General features: G+C 74.3%; 14 protein-coding genes and 1 pseudogene. 7 read left to right on the forward strand and 8 right to left on the reverse strand.

The window, feature by feature from the left end; translation table 11 throughout:
• Nucleotides 1-52 precede the first annotated feature (52 nt).
• The 7 genes and pseudogenes from J4557_RS32940 to J4557_RS32970 all read right to left on the reverse strand — a co-directional run.
• Nucleotides 53-1,279: a sensor histidine kinase gene (locus J4557_RS32940; RefSeq protein WP_307800347.1), complete on the reverse strand. Its 1,227-nt coding sequence runs from the start codon at nt 1,277-1,279 to the stop codon at nt 53-55.
• A 159-nt stretch (nt 1,280-1,438) separates the two neighbouring features.
• Nucleotides 1,439-3,505: a bifunctional copper resistance protein CopD/cytochrome c oxidase assembly protein gene (locus tag J4557_RS32945; protein WP_208270684.1), complete on the reverse strand. Its 2,067-nt coding sequence runs from the start codon at nt 3,503-3,505 to the stop codon at nt 1,439-1,441.
• Between the two features lie 39 nt (nt 3,506-3,544).
• Entirely contained in the window at nt 3,545-4,189 is a 645-nt protein-coding gene (locus J4557_RS32950; RefSeq protein WP_208270685.1) for a copper resistance CopC family protein, read from the reverse strand.
• 88 nt (nt 4,190-4,277) lie between these two features.
• Nucleotides 4,278-5,954, reverse strand: a complete 1,677-nt coding sequence (locus J4557_RS32955; RefSeq protein ID WP_208270686.1) for an AMP-binding protein — start codon at nt 5,952-5,954, stop codon at nt 4,278-4,280.
• Between the two features lie 47 nt (nt 5,955-6,001).
• Nucleotides 6,002-7,303: a DUF5685 family protein gene (locus tag J4557_RS32960; protein WP_208270687.1), complete on the reverse strand. Its 1,302-nt coding sequence runs from the start codon at nt 7,301-7,303 to the stop codon at nt 6,002-6,004.
• Between the two features lie 95 nt (nt 7,304-7,398).
• Nucleotides 7,399-8,694, reverse strand: a complete 1,296-nt coding sequence (locus J4557_RS32965) for a helix-turn-helix domain-containing protein (protein ID WP_208270688.1) — start codon at nt 8,692-8,694, stop codon at nt 7,399-7,401.
• 26 nt (nt 8,695-8,720) lie between these two features.
• Nucleotides 8,721-9,038: pseudogene (locus tag J4557_RS32970) on the reverse strand (PucR family transcriptional regulator); the annotation flags it as partial.
• Nucleotides 9,039-9,291: 253 nt separating this feature from the next.
• Here J4557_RS32970 and J4557_RS32975 point away from each other — a divergent pair.
• The 6 genes from J4557_RS32975 to J4557_RS33000 all read left to right on the forward strand — a co-directional run bounded on the left by J4557_RS32975 (nt 9,292) and on the right by J4557_RS33000 (nt 15,273).
• Nucleotides 9,292-10,737, forward strand: a complete 1,446-nt coding sequence (locus tag J4557_RS32975; protein ID WP_208270690.1) for an NCS2 family permease — start codon at nt 9,292-9,294, stop codon at nt 10,735-10,737.
• Between the two features lie 134 nt (nt 10,738-10,871).
• The gene (locus J4557_RS32980) at nt 10,872-12,038 is read left to right on the forward strand and encodes a glycerate kinase (RefSeq protein WP_208270691.1); all 1,167 of its coding nucleotides are present in this window, start codon (nt 10,872-10,874) and stop codon (nt 12,036-12,038) included.
• Between the two features lie 142 nt (nt 12,039-12,180).
• On the forward strand, nt 12,181-12,993 hold the full coding sequence (locus J4557_RS32985) for an SAM-dependent methyltransferase (RefSeq protein ID WP_208270692.1): 813 nt from the start codon (nt 12,181-12,183) through the stop codon (nt 12,991-12,993).
• A 153-nt stretch (nt 12,994-13,146) separates the two neighbouring features.
• The gene (gene ald, locus J4557_RS32990; protein WP_208270693.1) at nt 13,147-14,262 is read left to right on the forward strand and encodes an alanine dehydrogenase; all 1,116 of its coding nucleotides are present in this window, start codon (nt 13,147-13,149) and stop codon (nt 14,260-14,262) included.
• A 34-nt stretch (nt 14,263-14,296) separates the two neighbouring features.
• Nucleotides 14,297-14,896: a histidine phosphatase family protein gene (locus J4557_RS32995; protein ID WP_208270694.1), complete on the forward strand. Its 600-nt coding sequence runs from the start codon at nt 14,297-14,299 to the stop codon at nt 14,894-14,896.
• A gap of 77 nt (nt 14,897-14,973) precedes the next feature.
• Nucleotides 14,974-15,273: a metal-sensitive transcriptional regulator gene (locus tag J4557_RS33000; RefSeq protein ID WP_151546637.1), complete on the forward strand. Its 300-nt coding sequence runs from the start codon at nt 14,974-14,976 to the stop codon at nt 15,271-15,273.
• Here J4557_RS33000 and J4557_RS33005 read toward each other — a convergent pair.
• A complete protein-coding gene (locus J4557_RS33005; protein WP_243776726.1) occupies nt 15,257-15,790 on the reverse strand; it encodes a MarR family winged helix-turn-helix transcriptional regulator in 534 nt (177 codons plus the stop codon). The two genes, J4557_RS33000 and J4557_RS33005, sit on opposite strands and share 17 nt — an antisense overlap.
• Nucleotides 15,791-15,905: 115 nt before the next feature.
• Here J4557_RS33005 and J4557_RS33010 point away from each other — a divergent pair, with 115 nt between their 5' ends.
• Nucleotides 15,906-17,468, forward strand: a complete 1,563-nt coding sequence (locus J4557_RS33010) for an MDR family MFS transporter (RefSeq protein WP_208270695.1) — start codon at nt 15,906-15,908, stop codon at nt 17,466-17,468.
• The last annotated feature ends 4 nt before the right edge of the window (nt 17,469-17,472 follow it).

The raw sequence follows: 17,472 nt of genomic DNA on the forward strand, positions 1-17,472 counted from the left end.
CCGCGTCCGGTGGAGCACGCCGCTCCGGGGACGGGGCACCGCCGCCGCCTGCTCAGGGGACGCGTCCCAGCGGCAGCGACACGTGCATCCGCCAGCGGTCGCCGTCCGGCCCCGCCGTCATCTCGCCCCGCAGCACGGTGACGCGCTCGCGGATGCCGCCGAGCCCGCGCCCGCCGCCGTGCCCCGACCCGACGCCGCGCGCCCCCAGCGGGTTGCTCATCTCCATCTCCAGCCGATCCCCGGCCACGCCGAGGCGCAGCCGCACCGGCACCTTGCCCGCGTGCCGCAGCGCGTTCGTCAGCCCCTCCTGGACGATCCGGTACGCCTCCCGGGACACCGCCGCGGGCACGTGCTCGACCTGCGGGTCCACCTCCGAGTCGAGCCGCACCCCGGCGAGCCGCGTCTGCTCCAGCACGCGGCCGAGATCCTTCAGCGTGGGCTGCGGCGCCGGCCGGGACCGGTCCTCGCGCAGCAGCCCGAGCACGTGGTCCAGATCCTCCAGCGCCGCACGCGCCGACTCCTCGATCGCGCCGAGCGCCTCCCGGGCGAACTCCGGGTCGGTGTCCAGGACGCGTCCGGCCGCGCCCGCCTGCAGCGTCACGACGCTGAGCGCGTGCCCCACCGAGTCGTGCAGCTCGCGCGCCAGCCGGTTGCGCTCGGCGAGCCGGACCGCCCGCGCCTCCAGCTCCGCGAGCCGCTCCGCGGCGGTCGGCCCGAGGAACCGCGGCGCCAGCCGCGCCAGCAGCACGCCCCCCGCGACGATCAGGACGAGCAGCACCGCGACTCCGGCGACCCCGGCCGGCGGCGCCGCCCACTCCACCCACGTCCCGGGCCGCCCCCACCGGCCGAGCAGCCGCTCGTCCCAGTCCACCATCGGCGCCATGACCAGCACGAACGCGAAGGGCGGCACGGCCAGGCTGAGCCCGCTGACGACCACGCCGGCGAACAGGTGCAGGGTGAACCACGCGCCGGACCGCGTCCGGCTCTCCCAGGTCCCCGCCGGCCCCGGCGCCAGCGCCGCCGCCGGGCCCCGCAGCAGCTCCTTGGCCAGCGAGCTCTCCAGCAGCCGCACCGACGGGACGAGTCCGGTGACGAACGCGGCGGCCGCCGGGAACACCAGCAGCGCCAGCACCCCCGCGCCCGGCCCGCCGAAGGGCAGCAGCGCGGCGAGGGTCATGCCGAGGAACCAGTACGGCATGAGCAGCGCCCCGCCCACCACCAGGTGGGCCCAGCGCCGCCAGGTCGTCCGCTCGATCAGCGGATGCAGAACACCGGACACGCCCCGATCCTGGCAGAACGGTGGCGCCGCCCCCTCCCCCGCGCGACCGGCGCGGCTCCCCCGCGCGGGGGAGCCGCCCGCCGCATCACGCACGGACCGCCGCATCAGCGCCGCGCCCGCCGCCGCGTCACGGCGCGCGTCCTGGCACGGGTCGGCGCGTCACGCCTCGGGCTGCCGGGCGGCCTTCCGGCCCTGCTCGCCCGCGAGCCGGTCGCGCTCGGCGAGCTTGGCCAGGCGCGCGTTGTAGGCGGCGAGCTCGTCCTCCCCCTCGCCGGCCTCCCCCCGCGCGGTGCGCTCGGCGGCGCGGTCGGCCTTGCGGTCCATCCGGCGGGCCTGCCGCTGGTCGTCGGCGTACCACTGGAACGCCATCACCAGCAGGACGACGAAGGTCGGCACCTCGCCGAACGCCCACGCGATCGACCCGGCGGTGTGCTGGTCGTGCAGGATCGTGGTGCCCCACGGCGGGTTGACGGCGTTGTACCAGCCGGTCGCGAGCGCCTGGTTCAGGCTCATCAGCGCGATGCCGAAGAACGCGTGGAACGGCATGGTGACGAACAGCAGCAGCAGCCGCATCGGGTGCGGCAGCCGGCGCGGCGCCGGGTCGATGCCGAGCAGCACCCAGAAGAACAGGCAGCCGGACGCCAGGAAGTGCACCATCATCGCGATGTGCCCGAGATGGTCCCCCATGAGCTTCTCGAACAGCGGCGTGAAGTACAGCGCGAACGTGCTGCCCATGAACAGGATCGTGGCGAACGCCGGATGGGCGACGAACCGGACGAAGCGGCTGTGCAGCATCGCGGTGAGCCACTCGCGCGGGCCGCGGTCGCCGCGGATCCGGGCGGGCTTGAGCGCGCGCAGCGCCAGCGTCGTCGGCGCGCCGACCACCAGGAAGATCGGCGTCAGCATGTTCAGCACCATGTGCTGCGCCATGTGCACGCTGAACAGGATCGGCGCGTACCGGGAGACGCCCGTCTGGGTCACGACGACGATCGTCAGCAGCCCGAAGAACCAGGAGACCGTGCGTCCGACCGGCCAGGAGTCGCCGCGCCGCCGCAGCCGCAGCACCCCGGCCAGGTACAGGCCGCCGAGCACGGCGACCAGGACGCCGAAGAACAGGTCGAAGTGCCACAGCGTCGCGAGCCGCTCGAGGTCGATGTGCGGCGGCATGTCGAAGCCGAGCTGCGTCTTGATCGCCGACTCGGTGCCGGTCTCCGGCGGCGGCGCGGTGCGGGCGAGCGCGACGGCGAGGCCCATGGTGGCGGCCATGACGGCGGCCTCGACGGCGGCGAGCCGGGCGAACGCGCGGGGCTTGCGGTCGTGCAGCGCCGGGATCGTCCGCTCGCGGTGCCACCAGCCGAACCAGCCGAGCGCCGCGAACGCGATGATCTTGCCGAGGGCGAGCCGCCCGTAGTCGGTGGTCACCAGCTCCGACGGGCTCGGCAGCCGGGAGATCACGTTGACCATGCCGCTGGCGCCGACGGTGACGTAGCACCACAGCGCCATCCGGCTGAACCGCTCGGCCATGATCGGGAGCTTGTCGCGGCCGAGCAGCGCGTGGGCGCCGACGACCGCGAGGCCGCCGACCCACGGCGCGATCGCGGCGACGTGCAGCGCGACGCCGGTGACGGCGACCTCGTGGTTGGCGGCCGACGCGGAGTGGCCGGTGAGCGGGGGCGGCAGCAGCGCGATCCCGGCCATGGCCAGCAGCCCGAACGCGGCGGCCGGGGTGGTCGTGGTGCGCGCCAGCAGCGCCACCACCACGGCCAGCAGCACCACGATCATCAGCGCGGTGCCCTGCTCCAGCGAGCCGACGTAGCTGCTCAGCTCGTTGCCGCCGATCACCTCGCTGACCGGCTGGCCGAGCACGTCGGCGACGGTGAACACCAGCGTGGCCGCCGCGGCGGCGGCCCATCCGGCCGCCAGCCACGACGCCGCGCGCAGGTAGCCGACCGAGTCCCGGGACAGCTTCGGCGCGCCGCGCCCGCCCTCGACGGGCAGCAGCGCGGCGCCCGCGAGGAGCGCGCCGACGGTCAGCGCGGACAGCAGGTCCATCGCCGCGCGCGACGCCGGCAGCCCCCACCGGGTGGCGGCGCCGGCGTCCCCGATGCCGGGGATGACCTGCTCGGTCACCGCCCCGCCGAGGACGAGCGCGGCCACCAGGACGGCTGCCCCGGCCGCGACCGCGGCGGCGGCCGCGCGCACGACGCGCAGCCCGCCCTCACTCACCGGCGTTCCTCACTGCCGACCCCCGATCACTGGCGTTCCTCACTCACTTGCGGCGGCCGCCCCGTGCTTGCGCTTGGCCCGGTAGACGATGGCCACGCCGATGCCGACGCCGAGCAGCACGCCGACGCCGATCAGGCCCCAGGTCACCATCCCGGAGCCGGAGTCGGACTCGGCCGCCTGCTGCTGGTCGATCTTGAGCGGCTGCTCGTTGCTGGTCGCGGCGGCGCCGGTCTGGTCGACCGCGCCCACGCCGCCCTTGGGCGCCGCCTGCGGCTGCTCCCCGGTGCTCCCGTCCCCGCCGGCGGCGGTCGCGGTGAAGGTGAGGCCGTCGGCCTGGACCGGGTGCCCGTCGGCGCCGACCACCCGGTAGGCGACCGTGTACGACCCGGCGGGCAGCGCGCCGGTCAGCTTCTGCGTGACCGTGGTGCCCTTGTGCTCGGCGGCGCCCGACTGGAAGGCCTTGCCGTGCGCGTCCTTGACGATCACCTTCGCGTTGCTGATCTCGTCGCTGAAGACCAGCTTCACCTCGGTGACCGCGGCGGCGGACGCGCCCTTGCCGGGCGTGCTGCTCACCAGCTGGGTGTGGGCCAGCGCGGGGGTCGCGGTCAGGCCGCCGAGCGCGGCGGCGAGGACGGCGACGAGACCGAGGCGGCGCAGGGGCCCGCGGGTCGTGGGGATTCTCATGGGGTGGCCGGGTTCTCTATCCGGGAATCAGGGCCCTTCTAGCGTACTGACGCGGCGCCGATGGCACGCCCGGGGTCGGGGAAGGCCGTCAGAGCGTGCCCAAAGCGTGATCGCGGCCGTGCTCGGCGAACTCGCCGCGCAGGGCCGCGGCGTGCGCGGCGGTCAGCGGCTCGTAGGCCAGGGCGCGGCCGGGACGCACCCACACCCGCTGCCCGTCCGCCGGTTCCCACAGGAGGCGGCGGAGCGGCCGCTTGTGCACCTTCCCCGTCGCGGTCAGCGGCATCTGCCGGACGACCCGGACGAACCGCGGCGCCCACTTCGTCCCGAGGTCGGGCTGGGCGGCCAGGAAGCCGGCGAACCCGTCGGGGTCGAACGCGGTGCCGTCGTGCAGTTCCAGCGCGGCCATCACCTGGTCGCCGGTGCGCGGGTCCGGGACGGGGTAGACGGCGCACATCACCACGGCGGGCCAGCGCGACAGGATCCGCTCGACCGGCGCGGCGGCGAAGTTCTCGCTGTCGACGCGGAGCCGGTCGGCGCCGCGCCCGGCGAAGTAGAAGTAGCCGGCCTCGTCGCGGTAGCCGAGGTCGCCGCTCCAGTACGTGCCGCCGCGGACCCGCTCGGCGTCGGCCTCCGGGTCGTTGTAGTAGCCCTCGAAGGCGGCGCCGGCGCCGGGCCCCGCGAGCTCGCCGATGGCCTCGCCGGGGTTGAGCAGGGCGCCGGAGGCGTCGAAGCGGGCCCGGGGGCACTCGCGGCCGGTGCCGGGGTCGAGCACGGAGACCTCGACGTCGGGCGGCGCGACGCCGAGCGAGTCGGGCGGCGAGTCCGGGGTCTTGCGCAGCGAGATCGCGCCCTCGCTGGAGCCGTAGCCCTCGATGATCCGGCATCCGAACCGGCGCGCGAACCCGGCCATGTCCTGGGCGGACGCCTCGGTGCCGAACGCGCACCGCAGCGTGTTGTCGTGGTCGTCGGGCCGCTCGGGGGTGGCGAGGATGTAGGCGAGGGCGCGTCCGACGTAGTTGAAGTAGGTCACGCCGAACCGGCGCACGTCCGGCAGGAAGCCGGACGCGGAGAAGCGGCGGCGCAGCGCGACGGTGGCGCCCGCGTGCACGGCCATCGCGAGGTTGGCCATGACGGCGTTGCCGTGGAACAGCGGCATCGCGACGTAGGTGACGGAGTCGCGCCCGATCCCCATCATCGCGGACCGTTCGGCGATCGCGGCGAGCCGTCCCTGCCCGCAGGCGACCGCCTTCGGCGCGCCGGTCGACCCGGACGTGAACAGGAGCAGCAGCCGGTCGTCCGGCCGCGCGCCCGGGTCGCCGCGGTCCGTCCGGGCCGCCGCCGCGTGGAGCGACGCCTCGTACGCGGCGGAGTCGACGACGAGGATCCGGTCCGCCGGGAACTCCTCGCCGAGCGCGTCGAGCAGCGGGAGGTGGGCGGTGTCGGTGACGATCAGGTCGCAGTCGGTGTGCCGGACGTCCGCGGCCAGCTCGGCGCCGCGCCGGGTCGGGTTGACGCCGACGACGGTGGCGCGGCCGAGCGCCGCGGCGAAGATCCAGAACACGTACTCGGGGACGTTCTCCAGCAGCACCCCGACGTGCCGGGGGCGGCCGGGCGGCTCGGGGCACGCGTCCGGCAGCAGCGCGGCGCGCGTCCGGGCGGCCGCCACGGCCTGCGCCCAGCTGAAGGTCTCGTCCTCGAACCGGAGCGCGGGGTGCCCGTCACCGGCCCGTTCCAGCAGAAGGTCCGCGAAGGTCGGGCTCGCCACGTCCGCGACACTGCCACCCAAGCTTTTGCTTGGTCAATAGGGGACGATCAATTGCACCCGCAGTCGCAGTCACAGCAGTCGCAGCCGTCACAGCAGTCGCAGTCGCAGCCGCTGCAGCCGCTGCAGCAGTCGCAGCCGTCGCAGCAGTCGTCGCAGTGCCGGGTGCACCAGCAGCGCTCCCCGCAGTCCTTGCCGTGGTGCTCGCTCCAGTCCGGCTGGAACACCCCGCAGGTCAGGCACACCGCCGTCCCGGTGAAGCACGGGATCGGCCATCCCGGGCGGCGGCCCGGCGGCCGGTGCCCGTAGTTCGCGCCGCCGCCTCCCCCGCCGCCGTGCGGCGGGAACCAGCCGCCGCCGTCGCCCTGGCCGCCGCCGTGCTGGGGCGGATACCCCTGCTGGTACGGGTCGCCGGGCGGCGGGTACTGCCCGGGCGGCGGATACTGGCCGGGCGGCGGGTACTGGCCGGGCCGGTACGGAGGCTGCTCCGGCCCCGGCGGGTAGGCGGCGAAGACCCGGTCGACCGACCGGCGGACCTCCCGGTCCAGCAGTGCCCGGACGAGCCGCGGCCGCTCCATCTCCAGGTCGGCCAGGGCGAGCCGCAGCCCGTGCAGGGCGTCGTCGGCGTACCGGCGGGCCTCGGCGGGCGCCGTGCCGGTGGCCAGGAGCGGGTTGAAGGCGCCCGCCGCCGCGTCGTCGGCGACGTCCTCGACGGCGTCGATCAGGTGCGCGAGGCGGCCGAAGTGGCGGCCCGCCTCCGCCAGCGTCTCGGCGTTGCCCTCCTTGCCCGCGAGGACCGCGGTGTGGGCGAACACGGCCGCGACGGCGGTCTCGGTGGGCTCGGTGAGGTCGAGCAGCCGCAGGCCCGGCTCGGCCTCCAGCACGGCCTGCCGGGCGACGGCCTCGCGCAGCACGGACGGGTCGAACCCCACGGCGGCGCCCGTCCGCGCGCCCGCCGCGTCCCAGCGGGAGGCGGCCCGGCCCGCGGCGGCGGCGACCAGCCGGCGCGCGTACGCGCCGTCGCCGTCCGCGACGTGGTCGCGGGTCTTCCCGGCGGCCAGCAGCAGCGACGCGGCCGCCGCCAGCCGCGCGCCCTCCGCCTTCGCGGTCACGACCTCGGCGGTCTTCATCCCGCGCAGCGCGCAGGGCCCGGCCTTGCGGCGCGGCGACAGCTCCGGCGCCTGCGCCTCGACCAGCACGGAGACGAGCAGCCCGTCGTAGTTGGTGACGAGCCGCGCCGCCTGGCCGTGCTCGGCCCGCAGCGTCAGGCACAGCCCGCACAGGTGCGCCATCCAGTCCTTGAACAGCGTCCCGCACAGCACGTGCTTGCAGGGACGGACCACACCGAACACCGATTTCTCCCCGTTTCAGGCGACTCGCAGCATTGACTCACGGACGCAGCGGCGCCCGGAACGGTTCGTCCCAGACGATCGGAAATTCGTCGCGGTCAGACTCCGACGCAGGTCAGGGCGCGGCGGTAGGCGGCCATCCGCGGCTCCCGCGTGCCCGTCTCGGCCAGCACCTCGGCGAGGTCGAACCACGCCTGCGCCGCCTCCCGCGAGGACTCCATGTCCTCCAGGCACGTCGCGGCCCTGGTGAGCACCTCCACCGCCCGGTCGCGGTGGCCGAGCCGCACGCACGCCTCGCCCAGCACGGTCAGCGCGCCCGCCGTCACCCGGCGCGGCGCGTCGCCGAGCAGCTCCAGGGCGTCCTCGGCGAGCCGCACCGCCTCCGCCGGGCGGCCGAGCGCGGTCTCCGCGCGGGCCAGCTCGGTCAGGCAGCGGGCGACGTCGATCTCCCCGGCGGAGCCGGCGTTGATCTCCCCGCTCACCCGGTCGAGCAGCTCGCGGGCCTGCACCGCCTGGTCGGGCCGGGCGCGCAGCAGCAGCCCCGCGTAGACCACCCGGAGCCGGTTGAGGTCGCGCGGGTCCTCGCCGTCGCCGGCCAGCATCAGCGCCCGCTCGGCGAGCCCGACGCCCTCCTCGTACTCGCCGCGGATCTGCGCGACGTTGGCGGCCTCCCAGTAGGCGACCGTGCGGGCCCGCGCGCTGCCGATCCGCTCGGCCCGCTCGACCAGCTGCCCGGCCAGCTGCCGGGCGCGGACGAGGTCGCCGCGCTCGATGAAGGCGGCCAGCAGCGCCGCGCCGAGGTGCACGGCGGCGTCGGTGGAGTCGGCACCGGTCGCGATGAGGTGCCGCAGCGCCTCCTCGGCGGCCTGCACGCCCGCGCTGATGTCGCCGCGCTCGCGCAGGCAGCGGCTCAGCGCGACGTGCACCCGCGCCCAGTGGTCCAGGTCGGCCTCGGCGGAGGCCTCCTCGGTCAGCGCACGCAGCCCGGCGATCACCTCCTCCAGCTCGCCGGCCGCCTCCAGCGCGAGGGCGTGCCCCCAGCGGGCCTGGTGCAGCATCTCCGGCAGCGCGACGGCGTCGGCGTTGGCCAGCACCTCGGCGAACCGGGCCCGCGCCTCGGCGGCGGCGCCGTTGCGCAGCGCGATCTCCGCGTAGTCCAGGGTGACGCGCAGCTCGTCCACGACGTCCTCGCTGACGCCGCTGACGAGGTAGGTCGCCGAGCAGTTCAGCTTCACGGCGAGCAGGTCGACCACGCTCGGGGCGGGGACCCGCTTGTCGCTCTCGATCAGCGAGATGTAGCTGTCGGACAGCTCGGGGAAGGCCAGCTGCGCCTGGCTCACGCCCTGCCTGATCCGCAGGGCGCGGATGCGCTGCCCCAGTGTCTCCCGGTCCATGTGACCCCGCTCTTCCTTGTGGTCGCCTACAGGGTGCTCGCCGGACGCGTCGCGCGCAGGGCGAGGAAGAAGTCGACTCGGTCCTCAAGTGTGCCGAGATCCCGGCCGGTGAGGTCCTCGATCCGGCGGATTCGGTACCGAAGCGTGTTCACATGGACGTGCAGCCGGGTCGCGCTCCGGCTCCACGACCCCGAGCAGGACAGGAACACCTCCAGGGTGTGCACGAGCTCGGCCTGCCTGCTGCTGTCGTACTCCTCCAGCGGCCCGAGCATCCGCTCCCGGAACGACCAGCGCGTCCGCTCCGGGACGGCGGCCAGCAGCAGCGCGTAGGAGTCCGCGTAGGCGTCCCCGTACGCTTCGGGGGCCGGCGCGTCCGCCGAGTCTCGCATTCGCACCATGGCAGGCTATAGCGGACCGTTCCCGTCACGCAGCGCTGGACCTGAAGCACATCCCGGCACCGGCCGGCGCGCGGCGGCGGACCCCGGCCGGCTCCGTCGAGGGGACGGGCCGTACCGGTGGACGACGCCGGGCCCTCCGGCGGCTACCCTGTGCTCGCACTTTCCGGGAACGACGCTGGTGAAGGCGGAGCACGCGCGAATGTCCAAGATCAACACGGCAGAGGCCGACGCATCACCGCCGCCCGGCGGGCGCGGACCGCTGGACCGGCTGTTCGACCTGACCGCCCGGCGGACCACGGTGGCCCGCGAGCTGCGCGGCGGCGTCACCACGTTCTTCGCGATGGCCTACATCATCCTGCTGAACCCGATCATCCTCGGCGGGGCCAAGGACGTCACCGGCGCGACGCTGTCGATCCCGCAGCTGACCACGATGACCGCGCTGTCCGCCGCGATCACCACGGTGATCATGGGGCTGGTCGGGAACGCGCCGCTGGCCCTCGCCGCCGGCCTCGGCATCAACGCGGTGGTCGCCTTCCAGGCGGCGCCCGTGATGACGTGGCCGCAGGCGATGGGCCTCGTGGTGATCGAGGGCGTGATCATCGTCCTGCTGGCGCTCACCGGCGTCCGCGAGCGGATCATGAACTCGATCCCGCTGGCGCTCAAGCACGCCATCGCGGTCGGCATCGGCGCGTTCATCGCGCTGGTCGGGCTGTACGACTCCGGGTTCGTCACCTCGAGCAAGACCAGCCCGCCGCTGTCGCTCGGCACCGCCGGCCGGCTGGAGACCTGGCCGACGCTGGTCTTCGGCCTCACCCTGCTGCTGATGATCGTGCTGTACGTGCGGAGGGTGCCCGGCGCCATCCTGATCAGCATCATCGCCGGCACCGTGCTCGCGGTGGTCATCCAGTCGTACGCGTCGGTGCCGGACGGCGGCTGGGGCGTGGTCACCCCGGACCTGCCGAACAAGGTGTTCGCCACGCCCGACTTCGGGCTCTTCGGGAAGGTCGACCTGTTCGGCGGGTTCGGCCGGGCGGGCGTGATCACGGCGCTGGTGGTGCTGTTCACCCTGGTGCTGTCCGGGTTCTTCGACGCGATGGGCACCATCCTCGGCATCAGCGACGAGGCCGGCCTGACCAACGAGCGGGGCGAGGTGCCGCGGCTCGGCCGGATCCTGTCCGTGGACGGCGTGTCCGCCGCGCTCGGCGGCGTGACCAGCTCGTCCGCCAACACCGTGTTCGTCGAGTCGGCGGCCGGCGTCGGCGAGGGCGCCCGGACCGGCCTGGCCAACATCGCGACCGGCGCGCTGTTCGCGCTCACCCTGTTCCTCACCCCGCTCGCCGCGGTCGTGCCCGCGCAGGCCGCCGCGCCCGCGCTGGTGGTGGTCGGCGCGCTGATGATGACGCAGGTCGCCAAGGTGACGTGGGACGACCTGGAGATCGCGATCCCGGCGTTCCTCACCATCGTGCTGATGCCGTTCACCTACTCGATCACCATCGGCATCGGCGGCGGGATGGTCACCTACGCGATCATCAAGCTGGCCCGCGGCCGGCTCCGCGAGGTGTCGGTGTGGCTGTGGCCCGTGGTGGTGCTGTTCCTGCTGTTCTTCGCGATCCACCCGATCGAGACGTGGCTCGGGGTGAAGTAGGGGCGGGGGCCGCGAGATTCTCACGCGAATGTCGGCGCATTTGAAAGTCTCGGACACGCTTGCGGGTGTCAAATAGTGCCGTCATGGCGTAAGCAGAAGGTAGGGCCTTACCCCCCGGCGTGAAAGGCGTGGCTGTGGTGTCCGCGGACCGTCCCCCCGAGCCTCCCGCGCACGGCCACGTCCTGCTGGCGCCCGGGCGGTTCCCCGGCGCGCTGACCGCGGCCCAGGTGGCCCGCCACCTCGCCGCCGGGCTGCGCCGCGCGCGGCCGGACGTCCCGATCGTCGAGCTGCCCGTCGCCGACGGCGGGGACGGCACCGTCGAGGCGGCGGTCGCGGCGGGCTGGAGCCGGGTCGAGGTCGAGGTCTGCGGGCCGACCGGCCGGCCGGTGACCGCGCGGCTGGCGCTGCGCGACCGCACCGCGGTGGTGGAGCTGGCGGAGGCGTCCGGGCTGCGCCGGCTGCCGGGCGGCAAGCCGAGCCCGCTCACCGCGTCCAGCCTCGGCACCGGGCAGCTGGTGGCGCACGCGCTGCGGCTCGGCGCCCGGCGGATCGTGCTCGGGCTCGGCGGCGGCGCCTGCACCGACGGCGGCGCCGGGCTCGTCCAGGGGCTCGGCGGGCGGCTGCTCGACGCGCTCGGCAAGGACCTGCCGCCCGGCGGGGCGGCGCTGCGCTCGCTGCACGCGCTGGACCTGCGCGCCCTGCCCGACCTGTCGGGCGTCGAGGTGGTCGTCGCGGGCGACACCGCGGGCCCGCTGCTCGGCCGCGGCGGCGCCGCCGCGCTGGACGGCCCGCCGCGCGGCGCGACCCGCGACGAGGTCCGGGTGCTGGACGCGGGGCTGCGCCGCTGGGCCGACCTGGCGGAGGCGGCGTCCCGCCGCGCCGCCCGCGACCTGCCGGGCGCGGGCGCGGCCGGCGGCGTCGGGTTCGCCGCGCTGGCCTTCCTCGGCGCGACGATCGAGCCGGGCGCCGCGCTGATGCTGGACCTGCTCGACCTCACCGGCCGGGCGCGCGGCGCGCACCTGGTCGTGACCGGCGAGGGCACCCTCGACACCCGGTCGCTGCGCGGCACCGCGCCGATCGGCGTCGCGCGCGCCGCCGCCCGGGCCGGCGCGCCGGTGATCGCGGTGGCCGGGCGCCGCGGGCTGACCGGCGAGCGGCTGCGCAAGGCGCGGATCCAGGCCGTGTACGCGCTGGACGACATCGAGCCGGACGCCGAGCGCCGCGTCCGCCGGGCCGGGCCGCTGCTGGAGCAGCTGACGGTCGCGATCGCCGACGAGTGGCTGCCCGGGCCGCGCCGCTGAACGGCCGCCGCCGGACGACCTCCGCCGGACGACCTCCGCCGGACGACATTCGACAGTTTCCGGACGGAAGGCTGGACCGCCGTCTAAGATCATGGACGGCGGCGGCATCCGAGAACTCCACAGCGGCACGAGGCGGGCGCACATGGCGGACGAGCGGCAGTACGACTGGGCATCACTCGGCATCGACGTGACCAAGCCGAGCATCGCGCGGACCTACGACGTGGTCCTGCGCGGCAAGGACAACTTCGAGGTCGACCGCGCGTTCGTGGACCAGATCGCCGAGATCGTCCCCGAGATCTACGACGTGGCCGCCTACAACCGGCAGATCCTCGGCCGCGGCGTGCGGTACCTGGCCGGCGAGGCGGGCCTGCGCCAGTTCCTCGACCTCGGCTCCGGGCTGCCGACCGTGCAGAACACCCACCAGGTCGCCCAGTCCGTCGCGCCGGAGTCCCGCGTCGTGTACGTCGACAACGACCCGATCGTGCTGGCGCACGGCCGGGCGCTGCTCGCCGAGAACGAGCGCACGACCGTCGTCACGGCGGACGTCCGTGAGCCGGAGGAGATCCTCGCCCACGACGAGGTGCGCCGGCTCCTCGACCTCGACCGCCCCGTCGGCGTGATGCTCGTCGGCATCCTGCACCACCTGCACGACGACGAGAAGCCGCAGCGGGTCGTCGACACGCTGATGGACGCGGTGCCGTCCGGCAGCCACCTGTTCATCACGAGCTTCTGCGCGTCCAGCCAGGAGGCGATCGACGCCGAGGTGCAGTACCAGGGGCTCCTCGGCACCGGCCGGTTCCGCACCCCCGAGGAGATCGAGCGCTGGTTCGCCGGCCTGGAGCTGCTGGAGCCGGGCGTGGTCCCGCTGCCGCTGTGGCGGCCGGACGGGCCCGTCCCGAACGAGCTGACCGTCGGGCACAGGCTCATGTACGGGGGCATCGCCCGCAAGCCCTGAACCGGGCCGCGCCGACCTGCGGCGCTTTACACAGTGTCATCGAACGGGACGATGACTTTTCAACCTGCACATGGCACGGAGGGGTCCCCGCACCGCACCCTGTAGGCGTGCGCAGCGGCGTACGTCCTGGTCAGCGTTGACGGAGGATCCCCCGTGAAGATCGGCGTCCCACAAGAGATCAAGAACAACGAGTACCGGGTGGCCATCACCCCGGCGGGCGTGCACGAGCTCACCCGGCACGGCCACGAGGTGTTCGTCGAGCGCGGCGCCGGTCTCGGCTCGGCCATCCCCGACGACGACTACACCGCCGCCGGGGCCAAGATCCTCGACGGCCCGGACGAGGTGTGGGCCGAGGGCGACCTGATCCTCAAGGTCAAGGAGCCGATCGCGGCCGAGTACCACCGGATGCGCGCCGGCCAGACCCTCTTCACCTACCTGCACCTCGCCGCGTCCCGCGAGTGCACCGACGCGCTGCTGTCCGCCGGCGTCACCGCGATCGCCTACGAGACCGTCCAGCTCCCGGACCGGTCGCTGCCGCTGCTCGCCCCCATGTCGGAGGTCGCCGGGCGGCTCGCCCCGCAGGTCGGCGCGTACAACCTCATGGCGTCCAACGGCGGCCGCGGCGTGCTGCCGGGCGGCGTGCCCGGCGTCGCCCCCGCGAAGGTCGTGGTGATCGGCGGCGGCGTCTCCGGGCTGAACGCCGCGCAGATCGCCGTCGGGATGGGCGCCGACGTCACCGTCCTGGACCTGAACGTCGACCGGCTCCGCCACATCGACGCGATCTACCAGGGCCGGATGCGGACGCTGGTGTCCAACGCCTACCTGGTCGAGCAGGAGGCGCGCGCCGCCGACCTCGTGATCGGCGCCGTGCTGATCCCCGGCGCCAAGGCGCCGAAGCTGATCTCCAACGACCTCGTCGCGGCCATGAAGTCCGGCTCGGTCCTGGTCGACATCGCCATCGACCAGGGCGGCTGCTTCGAGGACTCCCGCCCTACCACGCACGACGCCCCCACCTACAAGGTGCACGGCTCGACGTTCTACTGCGTCGCGAACATGCCGGGCTCGGTGCCCAACACCTCGACGTACGCGCTCACCGGCGTCACCCTCCCCTACGCCCTGCAGCTCGCCGACAAGGGCTGGCGCCGCGCGCTCCACGAGAACGCCGCCCTGGCCAAGGGCCTCAACACCCACGCCGGCGAGCTCGTCTACGACCACGTCGCCGAGGCGCACGGCCTCCCGTACACCCCGCTGTCCTCGATCTTGGACTGATGGGCGGTCCCCGCGAGCCGCTAGGCTGGCGATCGTGGGGGAGCTGATCGTTCTGAGGCACGGGGAGACCGAGTGGAGCCGGGACCGGCGCCACACCGGCCGCACCGACCTGCCGCTGACGGCGCGCGGCGAGGAGCAGGCGCGGGCGCTTCCCCCGCTGCTGGCCTCGCGGCGGATCGTCCGCGTGGTCGCCAGCCCGGCCGAGCGGGCCCGGTGCACCGCCGAGCTCGCGGGCCTGACGGTGGACGAGACGGACCCCGACCTGTGGGAGTGGGACTACGGCGGCTACGAGGGGATCACGACGGCCGAGATCCGCGAGGACCGGCCCGGCTGGTACCTCTGGAAGGACGGCGTGGTCCCGGGGGACGCGGAGCATCCCGGCGAGACCGTCGAGCAGGTCGGCAAGCGGACCGACGCGGTGCTCGCGCGGGTGCGGCCGCTGCTGGCCGAGGGCGACGTGGCGCTCGTCGCGCACGGGCACGTGCTGCGCGTGCTGACCGCCCGCTGGCTCGGGCTGGAGCCCGCGCTCGGGCGGGCGTTCGCGCTCGCCACCGGGACGGTGTCGCTGCTCGGGACCGAGCACGGCCACCCCGTGATCGCCTCATGGAACGTCCCGGCCGATCCGACCGCATAAAATACCCCTTGGGGGATCTCCCCCGGCGGGGCGTCCCCAGGGGCCCGCGCGGCCCCGGAGTGATTGCGAGGACGGAGATGGCGACCAGCGAGACCCCCACCCGCGGGTACACGGCCACCAAGGACCAGCTGCAGACCCGGCTCGCCCGGATCGAGGGGCAGGTCCGCGGCATCGACCGCATGGTGGCCGACGACCGCTACTGCATCGACATCCTCACCCAGATCAGCGCCGTCCAGGCGGCCCTGGACAAGGTCGCGCTCGGCCTGCTGGACGGGCACGTCCGGCACTGCGTGGCGGAGGGGACGCAGGAGGGCAAGGGTGAGGAGATGTCCACCGAGCTGATGGCGGCGGTCGGGCGGCTCATGCGCCGCGGCTGATCCCGCCGCAGAGCGGGTCGTCCTCCCCGGCCCGCTCCATCATCTCCACCAGCGTCCGCCAGCCGTGCAGGAAGTGCTCGCGCTCGGCGGGGGCGAGCGCCTCCAGCGTCATCCGCAGCGGCCGCAGGCGCCGCCAGGCGAACCGCTCGACGAGCGCGCGGCGCTCCTCGTGCAGGCTGACGATCATGCGGCGGCGGTCCCGCTCGTCCGGGCGCCGGTCGACGAAGCCGCCGCGCTGGAGTTCGCCGACGAGCTGGCTGACGGTGGCGGGGCTGAGCGCCATGTGCCGGGCGAGGACGCCGACCGGGACCGGCCCGTTCAGCACCAGGCCGATCAGCACGGGGACGTGCCGCGGGCCGAGACCGGCCGCGTTCACCAGGCCGATCAGCTCCTCGGCCTCCTCGTGCGCCCTGCGGCCCTTCATGCCGCGGAACATCCGGCCCATGATCTGGACCATCGCCTCCAGGTCGGCGTCGACGGCGGTGTCCGCGGCGGCCGCACCCGTTTTCCCGGACATACCTTGAATTTCAACACATTCCGTGTTGCAGTGTAAATACATTGAACTTCAAGGCGTTTCACACTTTTCACAACGGGGACACGGGGCAACCGGAACACACATGAGGGGGCCGACCATGGCCGAGAGCCCGCCCACCGATCTCGCGCCGCCGGGCGCGTCCGCCGCGACCGAGCGCCTGGACCCGCAGGTCATCCTGCTCGGCCTGGTCATCGTGTCCGGGACGGTCATGGCGATCCTGGACACCACCATCGTCAACGTGGCCCTGCAGACGCTCGGCAAGGACTTCCACGCGAGCCTGTCCACCATCCAGTGGACGATCACCGGGTACACGCTGGCGCTCGGCACGGTGATCCCGATCACCGGCTGGGCGGTCGACCGGTTCGGCGGCCGCCGGGTGTGGATGCTGTCGATCGTGCTGTTCGTCGCCGGGTCGGTGCTGTCCGGCGCGTCCTGGAACATCCAGTCGCTCATCGTCTTCCGCGTCGTGCAGGGGCTCGGCGGCGGCATGCTGATGCCGACCGGCATGGCCATCCTCACCATGGCCGCCGGACCGCGGCGGATGGGCCGCATCATGAGCATCGTGGGCGTGCCGATGCTGCTCGGCCCGGTGCTCGGTCCCGTGATCGGCGGCTGGCTGGTCGAGGACGTCGACTGGCGCTGGATCTTCTTCGTGAACCTGCCGGTCGGCGCGCTCGCCTTCGCCCTCGCCTGGTGGAAGGTGCCGCACCGGCAGGAGGGGCAGGGCGGGGGCGGCTCCTCGGCGCTGGACCTGCGCGGGCTGCTCCTGCTGCCGCCGGGGTTCGCCTTGCTGATCTACGGGCTGTCCACCGCCAACAGCAACGGCGGTTTCGGGAGCACCTCGACGATCGCGTGGCTGCTCGCCGGCGCCGTCCTGGTGGTGCTGTTCGTGCTGCACAGCCTGCAGCGGCGGGAGCGGTCGCTGATCGACGTGCGGCTGTTCGCCGACCGGACCTTCGCGACCGCCTCCGTCGCGGTGTTCCTCGTCGGCATCGCGCTCATGGGCTCGATGCTGCTGATCCCGCTGTACTACCAGACCGCCCGCGGCGAGGGCGCCCTCGCCGCCGGGCTGCTGCTGGCCCCGCAGGGCCTCGGCGCCGCCACCGCGATGCCGTTCTCCGGCATCATCACCGACAAGCTCGGCGCCGGCCGCATCGTGCCGTTCGGCATCGTGCTGCTGGTGGTCGGGACCATCCCGTTCGCGCTGGTCGGCGCGCACACCTCCTACTGGTTCCTCGGCGCCGCCCTGTACGTCCGGGGCCTCGGCCTCGGCTGCACCATGATGCCGACGATGTCGGCGGCGCTGACCACGCTGGCCCGCTCGGCGGCGTCGCGGGCGAGCAGCACGCTGAACATCCTCGTCCAGCTCGGCGGCTCGGTCGGGGTGGCGCTGCTCGCCGTCATCCTGTCCCGCCAGATCAGCTCGCGGCTCCCGCAGATGGGCGGCAAGGGAGGCGGCGCGGGGGTCGGCCAGATCCCCGACCGGATCCGCGAGCAGGTCGCGCCGAAGCTCGCGGACGCGTTCGGCACGACGTTCTGGGTCGCGATGATCCTCACCGCGGTGCTGATCGTCCCGGCGTTCCTGCTGCCGAGGCACGGCACGCACACCGACGGGCCCGACGCCCCCGCGCAGGGCGACGCTCCCCCGCCGATGGCCTGACCCG

Origin of the sequence: Actinomadura nitritigenes (genome assembly GCF_017573545.1) — a bacterium.
Classification (GTDB): Bacteria; Actinomycetota; Actinomycetes; order Streptosporangiales; family Streptosporangiaceae; genus Spirillospora; species Spirillospora nitritigenes.